The organism is Chryseobacterium ginsenosidimutans (genome assembly GCF_039536845.1).
GTDB lineage: Bacteria > Bacteroidota > Bacteroidia > Flavobacteriales > Weeksellaceae > Chryseobacterium > Chryseobacterium ginsenosidimutans_B.
Window position 1 is genome coordinate 123305 of record NZ_BAAAZJ010000009.1, and the last position, 21355, is coordinate 144659.

Below are 21355 nucleotides of genomic sequence, written 5' to 3' on the forward strand. Positions count from 1 at the left end.
TAATATTTGTGAAATGTTTATTTTTTTGTTTTGTTTAAATTATAATAAAAAGTTCTGAACAGCAAAAGTAAATATTTTGTCCTGTAAAACAGCTTAAATACGGTATATTGAAGATAATTTATTTCTCCCAACGTGTACATTTCTTTTAGGTTCTTCTTAAAACCTTTCGCCATTTCGGGAAGATTTGCAGATAAACCCGAAACCCCAAAACTTCTTTTTCCTTTTCCTACAATCACCAAACTTTCGCTCAAGATATACATTTTATTTTTTAATGCAACTTTCATCCAATAATTAACGTCTTCTGCATATCTTTGATCGTCGTCAAAATATCCTGTATTTTCAAGAACTTTTTTTCTGAACATAACCGTTGAAGGCTGTGCTTCATTCCTGATCAGAAGTTTATTAAAGGTAATTTCCGCAAGTTTATTTTTTATTCGGTAAGGAAAAAGAATTTTATTATTATTTCTGGCAGTCGCCAGGAAATCAATTTTCAAACCACTATTTTCAAAATATTGTATTTGTTTTTCAGTTTTTGAAGGATGCCATTCATCATCTGCGTCCAAAAGAGCAATATAATTTCCTTTTGCTATTTTTAATCCTGTATTTCTGGCTTTTGAAACTCCACCGTTCTTCTGGTACAAAAGAATAATATTCATTTGAGGGTTTTCTTTGAGATAATTCTCTACAACTGATGAACTGCTGTCCGTGGAGCCATCATTCACAATGATAATTTCAAATTCTTCCTGAGGAAAAGTTTGATTTTTCACAGAATCTAAAGTAAAAACGATAGACTGCTCAGCATTATACATTGGAATAATTACGGAAATCATTTAATTTTGTTTACATTATTTTTAAAAATTCCCCAAACCAGCGCGATCATCGCAAAAGGCATACACATATTGAAAAAACTCAGATCAAAAAATGAATTTGTAATCATATCTGTATAACCATATTCTACAAAAAACATAAGAAAAGGAACAAAAACACAGACAAATAATAAAGTTCCTGCCCAGAAAATGATCTCGTAAAATGATTTTACTTTAAATGATATTATTAAAGCCATCACAATATATGAAAGACTTAACATCAAAGGCTGTTTTGCACCCTGAATTATAAACGGGTTATGTTTCATAAAAACTTCAAAATTGGGTGCATTATGAAAGAAAAAATAGATGACAGCCGAAATCGTCAAAACAAAAACTATTGCAAAACGCAGTTTTTCTTTTATCGAAAAATCATAAAATTTTTTAAATAATAAAATCGTCAGTGGAATAACCGAAGAAAGACGCGTCATTAAAATCAAAGCCGCCAAAAACGAAACGGCTTCAGATTTTATAACTTTTTCGTTCAAAAATTTATTCCAAATCAAAAAGGTAAATCCTGCAATAATAATGAAGTTGGAAAACAAATCGCTTTTTACATACACTTCCCACAAATAACTTGGTGAAAGAAATAGTAAAATTAACACCGCTAATCTGTGTTTATAATCATCAAAAATTTTAAAAATCAAATACGAAAAAAGCAAAAATATGAAACACTGTAAATAACCAACGCTTCCAAAAAGCAGGTAAAAAGGTATTCCTAACACAATCAGCATCGGAAGATTGGAAGATTCCTGCCCCATATGATCCGGGATGTTGTACGGGTATTGTCCGTTGCAGATAGCTTTTATTCCTACTTCCATAGCAGACCACCGATCGACGTTCAGAGAATTTCCGTCAATTTTATAATTCAGATAAATGCTAAAAAAGAAAAATAAAATGACTCCGAACCAAAATAATGATTTATAAAAAATGTCTTTAAGATTTATTTTAATATAAAAAATACTTAATCCGAAAAGTATAATTAAATATCCTATTAAAAGCAGTACATTATAATTCTCGCCATACTTTATAACAAACAAAGAATTTACAATCAGGTAAATAAAAAAAACAATGTAATTTTTAATATGATGTAGAGTTATATTTTGTGATTTTGTGATTTCCATGAAGAACTGATCGTTTTTACTTTTGCTTAAGAATTTCCTTCATTATACGGTAACCTGTTCATAATCGACCTTCCCAAAGAAATTTCATCAGCATATTCCAGCTCGTCTCCTACAGAAATTCCTCTTGCAATACTGGAAAAATTCACATTGAAACCTTTAAATTTTTTATAAATATAATACGCTGTCGTATCACCTTCCATTGTTGCACTCAAGGCAAAAATAAATTCTTTTACCCTTCCGTCATTCAACTTCTTTTCAATACTTGGAATGTTCAGTTGATTAGGTCCTACTCCTTCCATGGGCGAAATTTTCCCGCCTAAAATCAAATATTTGCCTGTATATTTTCCTGTATTTTCAATCGCAATGACGTCCCGAACATCTTCTACGATACAAATCACCTCATCATTTCTTTTTTCGTTACTGCAGATTTCACAGATTTCAAAATCAGAAAAATTATGACAATCTTTACAGTATTTTATTTCATTAACGAGATTAATCAAAGAATTTCCAAGGCTCATTGCTCTGGAGTTGGGTTGTTTTAATAAATGTAATGCTAAACGTAAAGCCGTTTTTCTCCCTATTCCGGGTAATCCGGCAATTTCATCTACTGCTTTCGCCAAAACTTTACTTGGGTAATCCATAAGACAAAAATAGCGATTATTGTTGATAATTTATTCTTAACAGTTGTTAGTTTTAAGGTGAAAATTTAATTAAAGAGTACATCCGGAATCCCATATCCTGAAACTCAAAAAGACTTCAGTATCCATATTCAGACTTCCATCTTAAATTAAAAATCTTATCTTTGAGAACCTAAATATTAACTTGAAAAAATAACTCAATGGTACTTAACAATTTAAATTATCCGCTGGATTTTAAATTTAAGATTTCAACATTCGCAAGTGATTTCAATATCACCGACAGAAACGGCAATTATGTAGCTTACGTTCGTCAGAAAATGTTTAAACTGAAGGAAGATGTAATCGTTTTTAATGACGAGAGCAAATCAAAAGAACTTTTCAGAATCAGAGCTAATAAATGGATCGATTTTAATTCTTCTTATTCTTTAAATGAAGTTGCAACAGGCAGAAGCTTCGGAAGACTTGCCAGAAAAGGAATGCGTTCTATCTGGAAAGCAAGCTACGACATTTTGGATGCGAATGATCAGCCGAAATTCAAAATTCAGGAAGACAACGCGTGGGTAAGATTTTTTGACGGAATGGTTGGTGAAATTCCTGTTATCGGAATGTTTACAGGATATTTCTTAAATCCGACATATACTGTTTCCGGTATTGACGGAAAAGCGTATTTCAAGCTTAAAAAAATGCCGTCTTTCTTCGGAAGAAGATTCCAGCTGGACAGATTAATTGATATTGATGATGAGGAAGAAAGTGCAGTAATCCTTTCGTTATTAATGATGACCTTATTAGAAAGAGCAAGAGGATAATAAATAAACCACAAGCAATGAAATATTTAATCATTTTCGCTTCAGCTATTCTGTTGGTTTCATGCAAAAAAGAACAACAGACAGTTCCAGATCAAACACCTACAGATTCCTTAAAAGTAACTAAAGATTCTGTTTTTACTAATGCCTTAGGAAAATTTTCAATTGACACATTCCCTTTCCCAAAAGAAATCAAAGAATGTTCATGTTATTTTGCTAAAAACAAAACAGATTTCGAAAACGAAAAGTATATTTATGCTGATGATGCCGGAAAAACAGCTTACATGAAACTGGACGGAAAAAGATTGGCGATGAACCTGATCTCTTCAAGCGACATGGAAGTGGATGAAGAACTGAGCAAGGAAATTGAAAGTGATAATTATAAAATATCTGTAAAAGGTAAGAAAATAAAAGGTGAAGAAGCTTTATTATTTGAAGGTACACTGACGATCGAGAAAACGGACGGAACAGTTGTCACATTGCCTATTTACGGTGAATGTGGGTGCTAAAAATCCAATTAAAACAATAAAAAAGAATGCTTCTGAATTATCGGAAGCATTTTTTATTTCGTAATTTTGAGAAAAATAAAATTTCATGGAACTATCTAATATAGAACCGCAAATCATCTGGAAAAATTTCTCCAAATTAAATGCTGTTCCAAGACCATCAAAAAAAGAAGAAAAAGTAATTGCTTTCATCAAAGAATTTGGTGAAAACTTAGGTTTGGAAACTACGGTCGATGAAGTAGGAAACGTTATCATCAAAAAACCTGCAACCGCGGGAATGGAAAACCGTAAATCGGTTGTTCTTCAATCTCATTTAGATATGGTTTGCCAGAAAAATAATGATGTAAGTTTCGATTTTGAAACTGAAGGAATTAAAATGGAAATCGACGGAGACTGGGTAAAGGCAAAAGGTACAACTTTGGGAGCTGATAATGGTTTGGGAGTTGCTACAATTATGTCAATTCTTGAAAGTTCAGATATTCCACATCCTGATCTCGAAGCTTTATTTACAATTGATGAAGAAACCGGAATGACAGGAGCTTTAGGTTTAAAACCAGGACAATTAACCGGACAGATTTTGTTAAATCTTGATACAGAAGAAGATGATGAAATCGATATCGGTTGCGCAGGAGGAATTGATGTTACCATCACTCAAAACTACGAAAAAGAAGATCCGAACGGACAAATTATAAGATTTGAAGTTAAAGGTCTTCAAGGTGGTCATTCAGGAATGGATATCCACAAAGGTCTTGGAAATGCAAATGTTATTTTAGGAAGATTGCTTTACAAAGCTTTAGAAAAAGAAAATATCCAATTAATTTCTATCGATGGCGGCGGATTGAGAAATGCAATTCCGAGAGAAGGTATTGCGATTGCTTCCGTAAGAAATGCTCAGGAATTCATCGAAGAATTAACGAATGGACTGAAAAAAGAAATTTTAGAAGAATTTGCAACTATTGAGCCTAATCTCCAAATCAATATTGAGAATGCTACTTCTTCTGACAAAGCAATTTCAGAAGCAGATTCTAAGAAAATTATTTTGACATTGAAATCTCTTCATAACGGTGTTTACAGAATGAGTCCGGATGTGAAAGATCTTGTTGAGTCATCAAATAACGTTGCAAGAGTTGAATTAAAAGAAGGCGAATTGAAAATCTTGAACCTTTCAAGATCATCAGTAGAATCGTCTAAAGATTCGGTTGCAGAGCAGTTGAAATCCGTTGCAGAATTAGCAGGAATGAATACCGTTTTCAGCGGTTCTTATCCGGGATGGAAACCAAAACCTGGTTCTGAAATCGTTCAGCTAATGGAGAAAATCTACGTTGAAAAATTCAATGAGAAACCTCATGTTGTAGCCTGTCATGCAGGTTTGGAATGTGGAATCATCGGAGCCAACTATCCTGAAATGGAAATGGTAAGTTTCGGACCGACAATCCGTGGAGCTCACTCTCCGGATGAAAAAGCAAATATTCCTTCTACGCAGAAATTCTGGAGTTTTACTAAAGATATTTTAGCGAATATTCCTCAGAAATAAGATATTTAATTAAATCTGAATATAATTTTTGTCATTCCGTAAGAATCTATTTGCGCATCTAAATGCACAGTTGAGATTCCTACGGAATGACAATTTTGTAGTTATTTGTGTTTAGAAAAATAAAAAATTATGAAAAGCATCACAGTATTTTGCGGTTCAAGTTTCGGTTCGGATAGTATTTTTGAAGAACAGGCGACTTTACTTGGGCAGACTTTAGCAAAACAAAATATTCAATTGGTTTATGGAGGTTCAAATACCGGTTTAATGAAAGCTGTTGCAGATGGAGCTTTAGATGCAGGCGGAAAAGTAACTGGCATTCTTCCTCACTTTTTGCAGTCAAAGGAAATCGCTCACAAACAATTAACCGAATTGATTCTGGTAGAAACCATGCACGAAAGAAAAACCAAAATGAGCGAACTTTGCGACGGTGTTATCGTTCTTCCCGGAGGTTACGGAACTATGGAAGAGTTTTTCGAAATGATCACATGGGCACAGCTCGGACTTCATAAAAAACCAATCGCAATTTTGAATATTGACGGATTTTATGATGATCTGATTAGGTTGGTTCAAACGATGGTTGATAAAGGATTTTTAAAACAAATCAATCGTGATATGCTTTTGATAAGTGATCATATCGACGAGTTGTTGGAAAAGATGAGAAATTACGAAGCTCCAAATGTTGGGAAGTGGATTTCTAAGGAGGAGCTTTAGTTAATAATTAATTAAATGAAGATTAAATTTACATTCATATTTTCATCATTCTTTTTAAGAGTTGAAACGGCTAAAGATTTTGGTTAAATTTATTTTTCTGATTATAGATAATTCTTTCAGCTAAAAAAAACAACTCCCGAAGAAAATCTTCAGGAGTTTTTAATTATATTTTAAATAAAATTTCTAAGGATAAGGAGCAATTTCCACTTCAAGACCTTCCATTTCCATTGCCATATGCAGTTGGCAACCCAATCGGCTGTTCTCTTTTACGTGAAATGCTTCTGCAAGCATCGCATCTTCTTCATCACCCATTGGCTCAAGCCCCGGATCATTAATTACATAAACCTGACAAGAAGCGCACATCGCCATTCCTCCACAAACTCCGATCGTTCCTTCTTCCGCCAATTCATACGAACGAATGATTTCCATTAAATTCATGGACATATCCGTTGGAGCTACCACATCGTGAGTTACACCGTCTCTATCGGTGATTTTTATATTAATATCGCTCATTTTTGTTGATTCTTGATTGTTGGTAGTTGATGGTAAAAGCTCGTTTTAACTAACAACTAATAACCGTCAACTGGCAACAAATTTAGTCAATTTTTTTCACAACAGCCTTCTCTGCTTCTTTTCTGCTTCCGTCGAAACCGTCTACACCACTTACTGTTGTATATTTCAATACGAATTTTTTGCCCGGATTTAATCTGTTATAAACACTTTGACACATTAATGTCGCCTCATGAAAACCACAAAGAATTAACTTCAGTTTTCCAGGATAGGTGTTGATATCTCCGATTGCATAAATACCTTCAATATTGGTTTGATAGTCAAGAGCGTTATTTACAACGATTGCATTTTTCTCAATATTCAATCCCCATTGAGCGATTTCACCCAGTTTTGGAGTCAATCCGAACAATGGAATAAAATAATCAGTTTCAATATCATAAGGATCTTGCCCATCAACTGCAACAGTGATCGCTTCAATTTTTCCGTCACCTTTGATCGCTGTAACTTCCGCAGGAGTAACTAGCTTAATTTTACCCTGATTTTTCAAATCCTGAACTTTCTCTACAGAATCCAAAGCTCCACGGAACTCGTTTCTTCTGTGAATCAGAGTTACTTCACTTGCCACATTCGACAAGAAAACACTCCAGTCAAGCGCAGAATCTCCACCTCCGGCAATTACCACTTTTTTATTTCTGAAATGTTCAGGTTCTTTTACAAAATATTCAAGACCTTTTTCTTCATAATCAGCAACGTTGTCCATTGTAGGTTTTCTTGGCTCAAAAGTTCCCAATCCTCCCGCAATTGCAATTGCTTTACATCTGTGAACAGTTCCTTTGTTGGTAACAACTTCGAACCATTCGTCGTCAACTTTAGTATAAGAAACAGCCGTTTCACCTAATGTAAAACCAGGTTGGAACTGCTTGATCTGTTCCATTAAATTATCTACCAATTCCCCTGCATTTACAGACGGATACCCCGGAATATCGAAAATAGGTTTTTTAGGATAAAGCTCTGCCAATTGTCCCCCCGGTTGAGGAAGTGCATCAATAATGTGACACTTCATTTTTAATAAACCTGCTTCAAATACAGCAAAAAGTCCAGTCGGGCCGGCTCCTATGATCAATATATCGGTCGTTATCATAATAATAAGATAATTTAATTATACTTGTGGCTGCAAATTTACTAATTTTAATGCGAAGCATATTTAATTCAGTCTAAATAAAAAACTGAGATTTATCAAATATTATTAAAACTTTAGCGATTTTAAATTTGGCAGTGTTTTTGTAAAATTCTAGTTATGAAGAAAATTTTAAATTTTTTAACTCTATTTATCTTCTTTTTAGGCTTCGGTCAGATAGATAATATTGCAGATGGTGAATCTATTACTTTAAGAATCCATTATGGTTTTCTGAATGCCGGAACCGCCAATCTTACAGCGCAGAAAACAACCTACAGAGGAGCTCCTCATCTTCATGTAAGAGGAACCGGACAAACAACCGGAGCTGTAAAAGCCTTTTTTAAAGTGGAAGATTTTTATGAAAGTTATATCAATATGCAGACAGAACTTCCGAGTTTCTATGTAAGAAATGTAAAAGAAGGAAGCTATCGTCAACATTTTGAAACTGTTTTCAATCATGATAACAATACTTTAGTTTTAACCGATAAAAAAACTCCGGCAAACGGGTCAAAAGTGATAAAATCAGTGAAAGGAGTTCAGGATATGCTTTCATGTTTTTATTATTTAAGAAGTAAAAGTCAGGCTGAGCTAAAAACAGGAACTGTTATTAATATGAATGTATGGATTGATGATGAAATGTTTCCTTTTCAGTTGAAAGTAATAGGAACGGAAAATCTGGATACAAAATTCGGAAAAATCAATTGTTTAAAAATTATTCCATCCGTAAAAAGCGGAAGAGTTTTTAAACAAAAAGAAGGCGTTACCATGTGGGTTTCTAATGATGCAAACCATCTTCCCATGCTATTAAAAGCTGAATTGGCAGTCGGATCTTTAAAAGCAAGCATTGATGATTATAAAAATGTGAAATACCCTTTAAAATTCACAAAATAAAGCATATAGTTAGTTTGTAATTCAAAAATGTCTGTAAAATTTACAGACATTTTTATTTTCCATGTAATATATTTCAAATCCCGGTTGTCTTTCTTTAAACAGCAAGACCTAAGATCATGAAAACTCAATTACTGACAATCTGCATTATATTGTGTTCAGTTTTTACATACGCACAGAAAAAAGAAGATGGTAATATCGTCAGAAAGAAAATATTAATCACAAAAACCTCATCATCTCCAAAAATTGATGGGATTCTAGACGATCCGCAATGGCAGAACGCCCCGATTGCAACAGGTTTTATCGAAAGAAGTCCAAACAATGGAAAGTTACAAGCCGATTCTGTAAAAACAGAGGTCAGAATTTTGTACGATGATACCGGAATCTATTTCGGTGCTCAAATGTATGATCCCACTCCCAATAAAATTGCAAAAGAATTAACGGAAAGAGACGGCGTTGGTAATGACGATTTTTTTGGAGTAGCCTTAAATGGTTATAATGATAAACAGCAAAGTCTTGAATTCATGGTAACTGCAGCCGGAGTTCAGTTTGATGCGAAATTGACGACAGATGGTGAAGATGATACCTGGAATTCAATCTGGTACAGCGGTGCAAAACTGAATGAAAAAGGTTGGTCTGTTGAAATGAAAATTCCTTATTCAGAATTGAGATTTCCAAAAAGTAATGTTCAGGAATGGGGAATGAATATGTTCCGAAGAATCCAAAGAATTAAAGCTTCTTATGACTGGAATTTTGTTGATAATGCTAAAAATTCTTACACTCTATTCGACGGCGTTTTACAGGGAATTGAAAATATCAATCCTCCTACCCGATTATCTCTTACTCCTTATTTTTCAACCTATGTCAATAGTTTTGATGGTAAGACAACCTCAAGTTTCAACGGCGGAATGGATGTTAAATATGGAATTAATGATGCTTTTACTTTTGATATGACTTTGGTTCCGGATTTCGGACAGACGAATTTTGATAATTCTATTTTAAATTTAACTCCGTTTGAACAACAGTTTTCCGAGCAACGAACATTCTTTACCGAAGGAACTGAATTATTCAGTAAAGGCGGAATGTTTTACTCCAGAAGAGTCGGCGGAGAGCCTTCAAAATATCCTGTAACCAACGAAAATGAAGAAGTCACGGAATATCCTTCAAAAGTAAAATTATTTAATGCTTTTAAAATTTCAGGAAGAACGAAGAAAGGCTTGGGAATCGGATTTTTCAACGGAGTAACTCAACAAATGGAGGCCACGATTGTTAACCGCGAGACCGGCGAAGTACGAAAAGAAGTTGTGGAACCTTGGGCAAATTATAATGTACTGGTTTTTGATCAGAGATTTAATGGAAATTCTTCCGTATCGTTAGTAAATACCAATGTTACAAGAAACGGAAATTTTCGCGACGCTAATGCGACAGGAATTCTTTGGGATATCAGCAATAAGAAAAATACTTATAAAACTTTCGGAAGTTTAAAAGGAAGCTGGGTAATGGATGAAGGAACAAAATTCGGGACAAAAGCTGAAGCGGGAGTAGAAAAAATTGCAGGAAAGCACCGTTTCAGTATCAACGGAAATGTAACCACTAAAGATTGGGATATCAACGATGTCGGATTTTCAACAAAAACCAATTTAGGCAATTATAACGCGTGGTACGGTTATAGAATTTTGCAGCCAACAAAGAATTTCAACAATATATTTCTGAATTTTAACCTGAATTATTTCCACAGATTAGAACCATTCATCTTCCAGAATCTGGTTTTTAACAACAACAACAGTTTTACGGATAAAAGCTTCAGAGTTTTCGGTGGCGGAATTGAATTTTCCCCTCTTACTCAGAACGATATTTATGAGCCAAGAACATTTGGAAGACATCTTAAAGTTCCCGGGTATTTTGATTCGTGGGTTTGGTTTGAAAGTGACAGCAGAAAAAAACTGCAGTATAATTTCACGGTAGATTATTATGCTTTCGATGAGAAAGGAAGAAATCAGGTTTTTACCAATTTCGGACTGCGTTACAGATTTTCGGATAAATTTAATGTCAATTGGAGTTTTAATCCAAGTTTCCGCAACAACGAAACAGGTTTTGCAGGAAAAAGTGACACTGATATTTTCATCGGAAGAAGGCAGAGGAACACCTACGAAAATGCTTTAACCTCAAAATATACATTCAATGAAAAAACAGCTCTGACATTAACTTTCAGACATTATTTTTCGGATGTAACTTACAAACAGTTTTACACTTTGAACCAAGACGGAAGTTTAGCAAACACTGATAGTTTCAATAAAAACCTTAACGGAACTTACAATGCCTGGAATGTTGATTTAAGATTTTCATGGTGGTTTGCTCCCGGAAGTCAGCTTACTTTACTGTATCGAAACGCGACTTCAAATTATCTTGAATTTTCAAGATTGAATGTGACAAAAAACTACGATATGCTCTTCAGTGAACCAATGGTAAATAATTTTTCTTTGAAACTGACTTACTTCTTAGATTATAATCGTGTGAAAAGCTGGATGAAGAAAAAGCAAAAAAGTTAATTGCTCGAATTTTTAAATATTAAGAATTTTTTAAACCCTTAAAAATAGCAGATTTTTCCTTTGTCGAAATGATAATCAAAAAAGCAAAAAAACCGTAGTAAATTTTTCAATAGAATTTAGTTTTTAATTACGTTTTGTTTCTTAGGTCAGTAATTAAAAACAAAAAACCTCCGAAAATTTCGGAGGTTTGATTTTCATTAAGTGTTTTTTTAGGCTGCCTGAAAGCCTTGTGTTTTTTTAAGCATCTATTACAGAACGTTTCGGCTCTACAATAATGACACTAGTTATCATTTGTGCTTAAAAGATCTTTGATTCTGGGGAATTTCATCATTTGTGTTTTCAGAATCAAAGATCATTCTAATTTGGTTAATAATCGTTTATTTTTAAATGCTTTTATTATCTGGTACAAAAATACCAACATAGTAGTATATAATCCTCTTACATTGCGTAGATATATATCGATGAAATTGTAGATATTTTTCTACAAAAATAATTACCTGTGCTTAGATAATCAAAATGGGGTTTTACTAGAAAATTTCACTACTTTTCTGCAAAAATTCTTAAGAATAATATGGTAATAAACCTAAGAATAGTTTTTAATTAATTCAATAAGTTCGACAATATTTTCTATTTTCAATTTATTGAATATTCTTTTTTTAACTGTACTTACTGTATTTTGCTTCACGTCTAGTTTACCGGCAATTTCCAGATTTCCATAACCTTCTGCATACATTCTTGCAATTTGCAGTTCTCTCTCCGTTAAGGATGACAAAGGATCAATCTGCTTACCATTGTGCAGCGAATTCATTAATAAAGCCTGTGTTACCGGAGAAATATATTCTCCATCATTCTTTATTTTAAGAATAGCCTGCTCTATTTCATCTTCTTCATTCATCTTACTCAGAAAACCATTTGCACCTGCATTGATATACTTAAGCGAATGTATATTTTCATCAATTCCTGTAAAGATCAAAATTTTAATTTCCGGTCTTATTTCTTTAATTTCAGATAAAATTGTCAGACTGTTTCCATCGGGAAAATGAGCATCTATCACAGCTATATCTATTGAGTGATTTTTTACAGCTTCCAAAGTCTGCTGCAGATTAGACGCATGAAAAACCTCATAATCAAAACCAATTTCTTCCAATACAAAAACAATCCCCTGTCGGATAAGACTGTGATCATCTGCAAGTAGAAAATTGATAGATTTCTTATCTAATTCATTCATTTATTAATATTTAAATTAATAGAAAAACTGACGGTTGTACCTTCATTCAATTCGCTTACTACGGAAATATTTCCACCATACAATTCCACGATTTCTTTGCACAGACTTAATCCCAAACCTGCACCAAGGTTTTCTACATCTTCCGATAGAACTCCCTGATAATAAGGTTCGAATATTTTTTCAAGATCAGATTTTGAAATTCCTGCACCAGTGTCACTTATTTTTGTAATTAAAGAAATTGTATTTTCATTTATATGTTCTGTTTCAGTATTAACGGTAATTTGTCCGTTTTCTGTAAACTTATTTGCATTTCCGAGAATATTCATGAAAATCTGATTGATTTTCTTGTTATCAGAAAACACAACAAGGTTCGGATCAATATTTTCATGAATGATAAACTTATTATTTCTCGTTTCGATATAAGGTTCAATTGAAGTCAATATCGAAGTAATTTCATTTTTAAGATTAAAAACAACCGGAATCAATTTATTTTCAACAGCCTGGTTTTTAGTATATTCTAAAATCTGATTTGCCTGCATCAATAAAGTATCATTCGTAAAGCTTATAGATTTCAGATATTCTTTAATTTGTTTATCCTCCGTTTTCTTATTAATTCTGTTGATAAAAAGACCGATGATTTTCAATGGCGACCTCAATTCATGGCTCAACATTCCCAAAATTCTGTTTTTAAAATTCAGATTTTCTTTGATCTGATTATTTGCTGCATTTAGTTTTCTTTCGTATATAAATGCAATTCTGGTCATGAACATAATTAATATTGAAACAATGAACATCAAAATCATCGCCCCGAAAATTAAATTCTTTCTTACTCTGTTGCTTTCAGAATTCTGTTTATTATATTCTTTTTCAAGATCAGATTTTGAATCTTTGATGGCAACATCATAAATATTCATCAAATCATTACTGTAAATCAAAAGGTTGCCGAACATTTTATAAATTTTATCTTCATTATCTTTCTTCTTCGTAACGTTGCCCGCTGTATTTATCTGTATTTTTTTAATTTCCCTATAATAATGATTATTGACTAATTTTATAATACTGTCAAAATCCGACTTTATCAATGAAGAAATTGGCTTTTTACCTTGTTTCACAGTAACTACGGTACTGTCCTTACGTACATTCTCTTTTCCCGAAATCGCATCTCCCAAACGTCCGAATAATCCTTTTTTCTTCACAGTATCTGTAAAGGTTTTGGTTTCAACATCAAACTTATCAAAATTATAATCCGGAATATATTTTTCCAATTTAGGCATATCATAATTTGGTCTAAACTGAGGCTGCGTAGAAAAATGATAAGTAGAATCAATTAAAACCTTTAATTTTTTAATTTCTGATGTATCCTTTTTTTGTGACGATAAAATGTTTTTTAATCTCGGATATTTATTTTCATAATGGCTGATACTATCTAAATTTTCACCAAGTTTATTTAAAGATTTAAAGTAAGATTCCAGATACTTATTATCCTTATCCTCATTCATTACATATTTCTGAAGGTCATTTTGTGCATTCGCAAGTTCTTTTCTTGAATTATCCGTTAATTTTTCCAAAGAATGAACTTCTTTTAACTGATTTTCAATAAAAGTTAAATTTTTCCTGTTTATAAATTCGTTATAAAAAAATCCTGCGATAAGTAATTGTATTAATAAAATACATATGATGAGTGAATAATGTACAATTTTCCTTGACTTGAAATTCAATAATTTTTTAAGCATTCTGTGTAAGTTGTATGATAAAATTAATAAAAAAAATCCTGTAAACTAATTTTTTACAGGATTTGAATATATTTAGTTTAAAATATTTACAAAGTTTTAAACTGTTCTAAAGTTCTAATATCATTTTCGAAGAACATTCTGATGTCACTCATTTGATAAAGAAGCATTACGATTCTTTCAATTCCCATTCCGAAAGCATATCCTGAATATTTCTCCGAATCGATGTTTACATTCTTTAAAACTGCGGGGTCTACCATTCCGCAACCCATAATTTCCAGCCAGCCTGTTCCTTTCGTGATTCTGTAGTCTGTTTCTGAGTTCAATCCCCAATAAACGTCAATTTCTGCACTTGGTTCCGTAAACGGGAAATAAGAAGGTCTCAGTCTGATTTTCGACTTTCCGAAAAGCTCCGTTGTAAAGAACTGAATCGTTTGTTTTAGATCTGCGAAACTTACATTTTCATCAATATACAAACCTTCAATCTGGTGGAAAATACAGTGTGAACGAGAAGAAACCGCTTCATTTCTAAACACTCTTCCCGGAGATAAAATCCTTATCGGAGGTTGGTTTTCTTCCATATAACGAATCTGCACCGAAGAAGTGTGCGTTCTCAACAAAATATCAGGATTCTGCTCTATAAAGAAAGTATCCTGCATGTCTCTCGCAGGGTGATATTCAGGAAGATTCAGGGCTGTGAAGTTGTGCCAGTCGTCCTCAATTTCCGGTCCGTCAGCAACAGCAAAACCTATTGATTTGAAAATCTCAATAATTCTGTTTTTTACTAAATTAATCGGATGTCTTGAACCCAAATCCAAAGGAAAAGCAGGTCTCGTAAGATCTTCTTTTTCTAAAATAACAGAAGATTCGGAAGAATTTTTCAAATCCTCCAATTTTACGTTAACAGCCTGTTTCAGAGTATTAATCTTTTGTCCGAAATCTTTTTTCTGATCATTGGGAATTTCTTTCAATGTTTCATAGAAATCATTCAAGACACCTTTTTTACCATTATACTTGATTCGGAAGTTTTCAATATCCTCTTTAGATGTAGCATTGAAGCCATTTACCTCAACCAGTAACTCTTCTATCTTTTCTATCATTGTTTTACCCTTTCAAAATGTTTTGCAAAAATACGGTTTTTCAATTGAATAATTTTCCTAATTGTGTTAAAAAAATCTGCCTCATTTTCAGGGAGGCAGACTTCAATCACTTATTTCACTTAAATAAAAAAAATTACTTTTTTTCTAAAGCTTTTACGTTAATCTGAAGAGTTACCTCATCTTTGATCACTCCGTTTTCAGCAGGAGCCTGAAATTTTACTCCAAACTCTTCTCTTTTAATATCTTTTGGTTCCGTTGCAATGCTTACCACTCCTTCTTTCACAGAAACATTAGCCTTGAACTGAACAGGTTTTGTAATTCCTTTAACCGTTAAATTACCATCCAAAACTGTATTGTAATCGCCTTCTGCAGATGGAGTCACTTTTGTAATTTCATAAGAAGCCGTCGGGAATTTTTCTACTTCAAAAAAATCTCCGCTTTTAAGATGTCCGTTAAGTTTTTCCAGATTTTCGGCATCACTCTTCAAGTCTTCAGAAGTTAAAGAATTCATATCGGCAACGAATTTTCCGCTTTCCAATTTTCCTTCTTTTACTGTGACATCACCACTTTCAAATTTGATAGTACCGAAATGGCTTGTATTTTCAGATTTAAAAATTTTATACCCCTTCCACTCCACTTTACTGTTCAGAGTATCCACCACAAATTGGTTTCCGTCCTTAGTTGTTGCCACTTCATTACTTTCACTGGAAAGAGGTTTGTCCTTTTTGCAGGAAATTACCATTGCCGATGCAAAAAATGCAGGAATAACCAGTAAAAACAGCTTTCTTTTCATCATTGATCAAAATTTTATTACTACTGCTAATATAATAAAAAAATTGTTCTTTCCTAAAAACATTTCATTTCATTACATTTGTATTATGCTATTAGAAATAAACAATTTATATTTTTCATACTCCAAAGAAAAACCCCTGTTTCAGAACCTTAATCTGAGGTTTGAAGAAGGTAAAACCATAGCATTAGCCGGAGAAAGCGGATGCGGAAAATCGACTTTATTAAGCTTGGTTTACGGACTTTTGGATTGGGAAAGCGGAGATATTATTTTTAACGGAGAAAGATTATCGGGACCAAAAGGAAACCTTGTTCCCGGAGAATCTGAGATGAAGTTTGTGGCTCAAAATTTTGATTTGATGCCTTACGCAACCGCTGCCGAAAATGTAGGAAAATTTATTTCTAATATTAATTTAGCCAAGAAAAAAGAAACCGTTGCCGAGCTTCTGGAAGTAGTAGGGCTGGAAGAATTTGCAAACGTTTTACCTAAATATTTAAGTGGCGGTCAACAACAGAGAGTTGCCATTGCAAGAGCACTTTCTGTGCTTCCGAAACTTTTGATTCTTGATGAGCCTTTCAGTAATCTGGATTTTCCTAGAAAAATCGAATTGCGTGAAAAATTATTCCGATACGTAAAACAGCAGAATATTTCTCTGGTCATTTCTACCCATGAACTTCAGGATATTATTCCGTGGCTTGATCAGATTATTGTGCTTCAAAACGGAAGATTAATCCAGAATGACAATCCGGAAGAGACATTCAGAAATCCTTACAATTCTTATGTTGCCAAACTTTTTGGAGAAGTCAATATCTTCAATGAAACTGAAGTTGAAAATTTTCAGCTTCCGAAATTTTCTTACTATCCCAAAGAAATAAAAATCTCCGAAAACGGTTTTGAAGCTGAAGTCTTAGAAAGCAGATTCGCAGGAAATCATTATTGGAATAAAATTAAAGTTCAGGATAAGGAATTAGTTGTCTATACAGATCTGAGAATAGAAAATTTAATTAAAATTTCTTTTGTGCGATAAGGTTTCTCTTTTCTCAGTCTGACGAAGGAAGAATCTATTTTAACACAAAGATTACAATGTCTCTTTAAATATTTTGAATGCTTGTTTTCGTTCGCAAAAGCGTTTCACTAGGCAAAGGCTGCTAAACTATTCACATTTAAAGAAACGTTTCAATTATGAAAGGCTCCTAAAAACATTTATTTTTTATCAGCTTCTTTTACTTTTTGCTAAACACCATATTTACTAACACTTATTGTGAATTTGTGGATAAAAAAATACAAACATAAGAATTGTGTGTAAAACTTTTTCTTACATTTGTATATCCACAGCATAAGGAAATTTTTGGTTAATACTCTTTCTGCCTCCTAAGACGAAAATTAGTCTCGCTCAAACGAAGCAATCTAGTCTTTTGAAAGATTACACTGTCCAATTCTTTCCTTTTTTTTATGCTTTTTTCACAAATTCCGATTTCAAAGCCATCGAACCAAAACCATCAATTTTACAGTCGATATTATGGTCACTGTCTGGTCTCAAACGAATATTTTTAACTTTTGTTCCTGCTTTTACGGGTTTTGGAGCACCTTTTACAGGTAAATCTTTGATGACAACCACAGAATCTCCATCCTGCAATTCATTTCCGTTCGAATCTAAAATTTTTCCTGAATTTGAAACTTCTGCCGCCGTTTCTTCCGGATTCCATTCGTAGAAACATTGTGAACAAACCATTACATCATCACTCGGATAAGTAAATTCAGAGCTGCATTTTGGGCAAAGTACAGTATCACTCATTTTTTTTAATTTTTGCAAAGGTAGGATTAAATTAAATATTTAAAAACTCAAAGATTAAAGCATTAAAAAATTACTAATTGTCTATTACTTATTGCTTATAAATTAAAAGTCGTATTTTTGCAGATTCAAAATAGCAGAACCCAATTTTATGGAACTTATTCACAGAAACTTAGCCATCGGAATTCACGATGCTTTACAGGAAACATTCTTCGAGAAAAATAAATATGCCGACAAAGTAATAGAAAGACTTTTAAAAGCAAACAGAAAATGGGGAAGCCAAGACAGAGCTGTTGTTTCTGAGATTTTCTACAACATCATCCGTTGGAAAAAACGTCTTGAATATTACATGGGAGAAGGCGTAAAACCGAATAATATTTACAAATTAATCATCGCTTATCTTCTTTGGAGCAAAACAAATTATAAAAAATTTGAAGAATTCGACGGAATAAAAATCGCCGATATCCTTACAAAGCTCAAAAAAAATACAGTTCCTACAAAAGCTATCGAGCATTCTATTCCTGAATGGCTTGCCGAAACTTTAGAGAAAGAATTGGGGGGAAAATGGGAGAAAGAAATGCACGCTTTGAATGAGCAGGCTCCTACAGTTTTAAGAGCCAATTCTCTGAGAACTACACCTAGAGAGCTTATTTCTGACCTTTCTGACGAAAATGTAGTTGCTTATCCTATAAAAAATTATCCTGATGCGGTTCAACTGGAAGAAAAAAAGAATGTTTTTCTTACCACAGCTTTTAAAGAAGGTTTGTTTGAAGTTCAGGATGCTTCTTCACAAAAAATCGGGTATTTCCTTGATGTAAAAGAAGGACAGAGGGTTGTAGATGCTTGTGCAGGTGCAGGTGGAAAAACGCTTCACTTAGCTGCTTTGATGGGAAACAAAGGACAGATCATCGCTTTAGACATTTTCGAATGGAAATTGGCTGAACTGAAACGTCGTGCAAAAAGAGCCGGAGCTCACAACATTGAAACACGTATGATTTCTGATAATAAAGTTATCAAAAGACTTCACGACAAAGCGGACAGATTATTGATCGATGCGCCATGTTCAGGTCTTGGAGTTTTAAAAAGAAATCCGGACAGCAAATGGAAAATCGACCAGGATTTTATCGACAGAATAAAAAAAGAACAGCAGCAGATTCTTCAGGATTATTCTAAAATGGTGAAAGTAGGTGGGAAAATGGTGTATGCAACATGTTCTATTTTACCTTCAGAAAATAATGAACAGGTAGAAGAATTCGTAAAAAACAACCCGAACTTCAAAATGGTAAAAGACGAAAAAGTAATGCCAAGTACAGGTTACGACGGATTTTATATGGCATTAATTGAAAGACTTTCTTAAATAAGAATTAACACTATTAAATTATACAAACTACTCTGTTTTCAGGGTAGTTTTTTTATTAATCTTTTTCTTGTAAGTGTAACTTTTACACAATCTTTCACACCAATATGATTAAAATTAATATAAAAATCCGCAAAGCTGATATTATGTTAACTAAAATTTATCTTTGTGAAAAACCATCTTCAATTATGCATTGTAAAATTTTATTAAGTTTCTTCACCTTTTTATCCTGTCTGTCTTTTGCGCAGACTTATGAAGTTCAGTACATCAGCTCATCCAACGGAAAAGTTTTAACCGATCAGTCTCCCACTCTGGTTTGGGCAAATGAAAAGGAAAATTTTATCCTGAATAATAAAATCAGAGAACATAAAGCCGATCTGCCTTTTGAGATAACGAAAATCGAAAAACCATCCAACACAATAATTTCATATGCTTTTTTGAAACCTGCCGAAATTATTTCAACTTCTGATGCAGAAGCTATCGGAAAGCAAACTTTCGAATTCACGAATGAAACTAAGAAAATTTTAGGCTACAATTGCAAAAAAGCGGTAACCAAGATCAATTCAAATACCATTGAAGTTTGGTATACAAATGATTTAAAAATCCAGGGTGGCCCTTCAAGTATCGGACAAAATTTAGGTTTTGTTCTGGAAATTGAAAGAAACAAAAACTCTTTAATTACCGCCAATTCTATTAAAAAAGTTAAGAAAACAGATATTGAAAATATTCTTAAAGGTTCTATTAGTTCTACCGATCAGTTAGGATACAGAGACCTTTTATGGAAAAGCCGATTCACTACTTTGAAAGTTTTTGACAATGAAACGATCAATTTTTCTGATGAGTCAAAATCCGATGAAAATGTAAAAAGATTCGCCAACGGAACGATTATTCTTAAAAAAATTAAGTTTCCTAAAATTTCTGAAGGTGAAAACATCTTCGCCGAATTAAAACAACAATCCAACGGAGACGCTTACGACAGAACAGGAACCGTATTCTTCGTTCCGCAGGACAAATCACAATCTTTCTTCGACGGTTTGGAAAAAGGAGTAAAAACATTACCTGTTTACGATAACGGAAACGGAAAGCAATACTACGGAATTACTTCTACCGAAAATTACAATCCGGCAATTGAAATGATGCGTTTTTTCACGGCTTTCGGGATTAATAAATTCAATCATATTCAATTAAAAGATAAAAACTGGCAAACGATAAGTCCATATCGACAGGATATCACCGACCTAAAACCTTCTTTAAGCGAAAAAGAATTATGGGTGGGTACATTCATTGGAAACTACGACAAAGGCGGTCACAAAGTGAGTCTGGAAATCACGATTCACAAAAGCGACCAGACAATTTATAAGAACAATACAGTGATCCCTTTATTCAATACCTTAAATATAATGGAAATGGCAGGACAGGATTATTCCACAATGTTCAATCAGGATAAAGGATTATTGGTAGAATTTACATTAAAGAAAGATCTGAAAAACGCACAATTGAAATATCTTACAACAGGTCACGGCGGTTGGGAAAACGGTGACGAATTTGTTCCTAAAACTAATTCTATTTTCCTTGATGGAAAAATGACTTATTCTTTTATTCCATGGAGATCAGACTGTGGCTCTTACCGTCTTTATAATCCCGCTTCAGGAAATTTTCCGGACGGACTTTCATCATCAGATCTAAGCAGATCAAACTGGTGCCCGGGAACAGTTACCAATCCTAATTTCATTCCTCTTGGAGACTTAAAAGCCGGAAAACATACCATTCAGGTGAAAATCCCTCAAGGTCCTACAGAAGGAACAAGTTTTAGTTCCTGGAACGTTTCAGGAGTTTTACTAGGATCTCAATAAAAACAAAACCTTCTCGCAAACTGAATTGCAAGAAGGTAAAAACACAAATGATGAAAAAAAATTATTTCGAGCCACAAAGGAAAGGCAAAAATTTGTATAATAAATTATCATAGATTAAGAAATATTAATTTTTTATTTCGTATGTAAGTAGAGAATTCGATTGCACAGCGAAAAAAATTAACTAAAATCATCCTTTTCATTA

Annotated in this window: 19 protein-coding genes; 9 read left to right on the forward strand and 10 right to left on the reverse strand. The window is 33.3% G+C overall.

Annotated features, from left to right (window positions below):
* Positions 1-17 precede the first annotated feature (17 nt).
* The 3 genes from ABD745_RS10615 to recR are packed head-to-tail and all read right to left on the reverse strand — an operon-like array spanning position 18 to position 2628.
* Entirely contained in the window at positions 18-830 is an 813-nt protein-coding gene (locus ABD745_RS10615) for a glycosyltransferase family 2 protein (RefSeq protein WP_344829047.1), read from the reverse strand.
* Entirely contained in the window at positions 827-1987 is a 1161-nt protein-coding gene (locus ABD745_RS10620) for a hypothetical protein (protein WP_344829049.1), read from the reverse strand. Before ABD745_RS10620 ends, ABD745_RS10615 begins: the two co-directional genes overlap by 4 nt.
* 26 nt (positions 1988-2013) lie before the next feature.
* Positions 2014-2628 carry a recombination mediator RecR gene (gene recR / locus ABD745_RS10625; RefSeq protein ID WP_344829051.1) on the reverse strand — a complete coding sequence of 205 codons (615 nt, stop codon included), beginning with the start codon at positions 2626-2628 and terminating at the stop codon, positions 2014-2016.
* 197 nt (positions 2629-2825) lie between these two features.
* Between recR and ABD745_RS10630 the strand changes: the two genes are divergently transcribed.
* The 4 genes from ABD745_RS10630 to ABD745_RS10645 all read left to right on the forward strand — a co-directional run bounded on the left by ABD745_RS10630 (position 2826) and on the right by ABD745_RS10645 (position 6179).
* On the forward strand, positions 2826-3431 hold the full coding sequence (locus tag ABD745_RS10630) for an LURP-one-related family protein (RefSeq protein WP_344829053.1): 606 nt from the start codon (positions 2826-2828) through the stop codon (positions 3429-3431).
* Positions 3432-3448: 17 nt separating this feature from the next.
* Positions 3449-3937: a hypothetical protein gene (locus tag ABD745_RS10635; protein ID WP_344829055.1), complete on the forward strand. Its 489-nt coding sequence runs from the start codon at positions 3449-3451 to the stop codon at positions 3935-3937.
* Between the two features lie 85 nt (positions 3938-4022).
* Positions 4023-5468, forward strand: coding sequence for an aminoacyl-histidine dipeptidase (locus ABD745_RS10640; RefSeq protein ID WP_344829057.1), 1446 nt, complete (start codon positions 4023-4025; stop codon positions 5466-5468).
* Between the two features lie 129 nt (positions 5469-5597).
* The gene (locus tag ABD745_RS10645) at positions 5598-6179 is read left to right on the forward strand and encodes an LOG family protein (protein ID WP_344829058.1); all 582 of its coding nucleotides are present in this window, start codon (positions 5598-5600) and stop codon (positions 6177-6179) included.
* 183 nt (positions 6180-6362) lie between these two features.
* Here the strand turns inward: ABD745_RS10645 and ABD745_RS10650 are convergent, their stop codons facing one another.
* Entirely contained in the window at positions 6363-6692 is a 330-nt protein-coding gene (locus ABD745_RS10650) for a 2Fe-2S iron-sulfur cluster-binding family protein (RefSeq protein WP_047397709.1), read from the reverse strand.
* Between the two features lie 82 nt (positions 6693-6774).
* On the reverse strand, positions 6775-7830 hold the full coding sequence (locus tag ABD745_RS10655; protein ID WP_344829061.1) for an NAD(P)/FAD-dependent oxidoreductase: 1056 nt from the start codon (positions 7828-7830) through the stop codon (positions 6775-6777).
* Positions 7831-7986: 156 nt separating this feature from the next.
* Here ABD745_RS10655 and ABD745_RS10660 point away from each other — a divergent pair, with 156 nt between their 5' ends.
* Positions 7987-8757, forward strand: a complete 771-nt coding sequence (locus ABD745_RS10660) for a DUF3108 domain-containing protein (protein ID WP_344829063.1) — start codon at positions 7987-7989, stop codon at positions 8755-8757.
* 116 nt (positions 8758-8873) lie between these two features.
* Positions 8874-11303, forward strand: coding sequence for a DUF5916 domain-containing protein (locus ABD745_RS10665; protein WP_344829065.1), 2430 nt, complete (start codon positions 8874-8876; stop codon positions 11301-11303).
* A gap of 583 nt (positions 11304-11886) precedes the next feature.
* Here ABD745_RS10665 and ABD745_RS10670 read toward each other — a convergent pair.
* The 4 genes from ABD745_RS10670 to ABD745_RS10685 all read right to left on the reverse strand — a co-directional run bounded on the left by ABD745_RS10670 (position 11887) and on the right by ABD745_RS10685 (position 16154).
* On the reverse strand, positions 11887-12531 hold the full coding sequence (locus tag ABD745_RS10670; RefSeq protein WP_344829067.1) for a response regulator: 645 nt from the start codon (positions 12529-12531) through the stop codon (positions 11887-11889).
* Positions 12528-14099 (reverse strand): sensor histidine kinase, encoded by a 1572-nt coding sequence (locus ABD745_RS10675; RefSeq protein WP_344829069.1) that lies wholly within the window; start codon positions 14097-14099, stop codon positions 12528-12530. The genes ABD745_RS10670 and ABD745_RS10675 overlap by 4 nt, the downstream gene beginning before the upstream one ends.
* Before the next feature lie 251 nt (positions 14100-14350).
* Complete coding sequence (gene pheS, locus ABD745_RS10680) at positions 14351-15361, reverse strand: phenylalanine--tRNA ligase subunit alpha (RefSeq protein WP_344829071.1); 1011 nt, start codon at positions 15359-15361, stop codon at positions 14351-14353.
* 133 nt (positions 15362-15494) lie between these two features.
* The gene (locus ABD745_RS10685; protein WP_344830059.1) at positions 15495-16154 is read right to left on the reverse strand and encodes a YceI family protein; all 660 of its coding nucleotides are present in this window, start codon (positions 16152-16154) and stop codon (positions 15495-15497) included.
* 85 nt (positions 16155-16239) lie between these two features.
* On the opposite strand from ABD745_RS10685, the gene ABD745_RS10690 reads away from it, so the two are divergent.
* On the forward strand, positions 16240-17178 hold the full coding sequence (locus ABD745_RS10690; RefSeq protein WP_344829073.1) for a sulfate/molybdate ABC transporter ATP-binding protein: 939 nt from the start codon (positions 16240-16242) through the stop codon (positions 17176-17178).
* Positions 17179-17601: 423 nt separating this feature from the next.
* Here the strand turns inward: ABD745_RS10690 and ABD745_RS10695 are convergent, their stop codons facing one another.
* Positions 17602-17946, reverse strand: coding sequence for a zinc ribbon domain-containing protein YjdM (locus tag ABD745_RS10695; protein ID WP_344829075.1), 345 nt, complete (start codon positions 17944-17946; stop codon positions 17602-17604).
* A gap of 148 nt (positions 17947-18094) precedes the next feature.
* Here ABD745_RS10695 and ABD745_RS10700 point away from each other — a divergent pair, with 148 nt between their 5' ends.
* Together ABD745_RS10700 and ABD745_RS10705 are read left to right on the forward strand one after the other, a co-directional pair.
* Positions 18095-19300 (forward strand): RsmB/NOP family class I SAM-dependent RNA methyltransferase, encoded by a 1206-nt coding sequence (locus tag ABD745_RS10700; protein ID WP_344829077.1) that lies wholly within the window; start codon positions 18095-18097, stop codon positions 19298-19300.
* A gap of 188 nt (positions 19301-19488) precedes the next feature.
* Positions 19489-21153 (forward strand): GLPGLI family protein, encoded by a 1665-nt coding sequence (locus tag ABD745_RS10705; protein ID WP_425549794.1) that lies wholly within the window; start codon positions 19489-19491, stop codon positions 21151-21153.
* Positions 21154-21355 lie beyond the last annotated feature (202 nt).

Coding starts and splice junctions, on each gene's coding strand:
- ABD745_RS10635 (WP_344829055.1), top strand. CDS start 3,449: ATGAAATATTTAATCATTTTCGCTTCAGCTATTCTGTTGGTTTCATGC.
- ABD745_RS10650 (WP_047397709.1), bottom strand. CDS start 6,692: ATGAGCGATATTAATATAAAAATCACCGATAGAGACGGTGTAACTCAC.
- ABD745_RS10645 (WP_344829058.1), top strand. CDS start 5,598: ATGAAAAGCATCACAGTATTTTGCGGTTCAAGTTTCGGTTCGGATAGT.
- ABD745_RS10665 (WP_344829065.1), top strand. CDS start 8,874: ATGAAAACTCAATTACTGACAATCTGCATTATATTGTGTTCAGTTTTT.
- pheS (WP_344829071.1), bottom strand. CDS start 15,361: ATGATAGAAAAGATAGAAGAGTTACTGGTTGAGGTAAATGGCTTCAAT.
- ABD745_RS10695 (WP_344829075.1), bottom strand. CDS start 17,946: ATGAGTGATACTGTACTTTGCCCAAAATGCAGCTCTGAATTTACTTAT.
- ABD745_RS10615 (WP_344829047.1), bottom strand. CDS start 830: ATGATTTCCGTAATTATTCCAATGTATAATGCTGAGCAGTCTATCGTT.
- ABD745_RS10690 (WP_344829073.1), top strand. CDS start 16,240: ATGCTATTAGAAATAAACAATTTATATTTTTCATACTCCAAAGAAAAA.
- ABD745_RS10660 (WP_344829063.1), top strand. CDS start 7,987: ATGAAGAAAATTTTAAATTTTTTAACTCTATTTATCTTCTTTTTAGGC.
- ABD745_RS10640 (WP_344829057.1), top strand. CDS start 4,023: ATGGAACTATCTAATATAGAACCGCAAATCATCTGGAAAAATTTCTCC.
- ABD745_RS10630 (WP_344829053.1), top strand. CDS start 2,826: ATGGTACTTAACAATTTAAATTATCCGCTGGATTTTAAATTTAAGATT.
- ABD745_RS10700 (WP_344829077.1), top strand. CDS start 18,095: ATGGAACTTATTCACAGAAACTTAGCCATCGGAATTCACGATGCTTTA.
- ABD745_RS10655 (WP_344829061.1), bottom strand. CDS start 7,830: ATGATAACGACCGATATATTGATCATAGGAGCCGGCCCGACTGGACTT.
- recR (WP_344829051.1), bottom strand. CDS start 2,628: ATGGATTACCCAAGTAAAGTTTTGGCGAAAGCAGTAGATGAAATTGCC.
- ABD745_RS10670 (WP_344829067.1), bottom strand. CDS start 12,531: ATGAATGAATTAGATAAGAAATCTATCAATTTTCTACTTGCAGATGAT.
- ABD745_RS10620 (WP_344829049.1), bottom strand. CDS start 1,987: ATGGAAATCACAAAATCACAAAATATAACTCTACATCATATTAAAAAT.
- ABD745_RS10685 (WP_344830059.1), bottom strand. CDS start 16,154: ATGAAAAGAAAGCTGTTTTTACTGGTTATTCCTGCATTTTTTGCATCG.
- ABD745_RS10705 (WP_425549794.1), top strand. CDS start 19,489: ATGCATTGTAAAATTTTATTAAGTTTCTTCACCTTTTTATCCTGTCTG.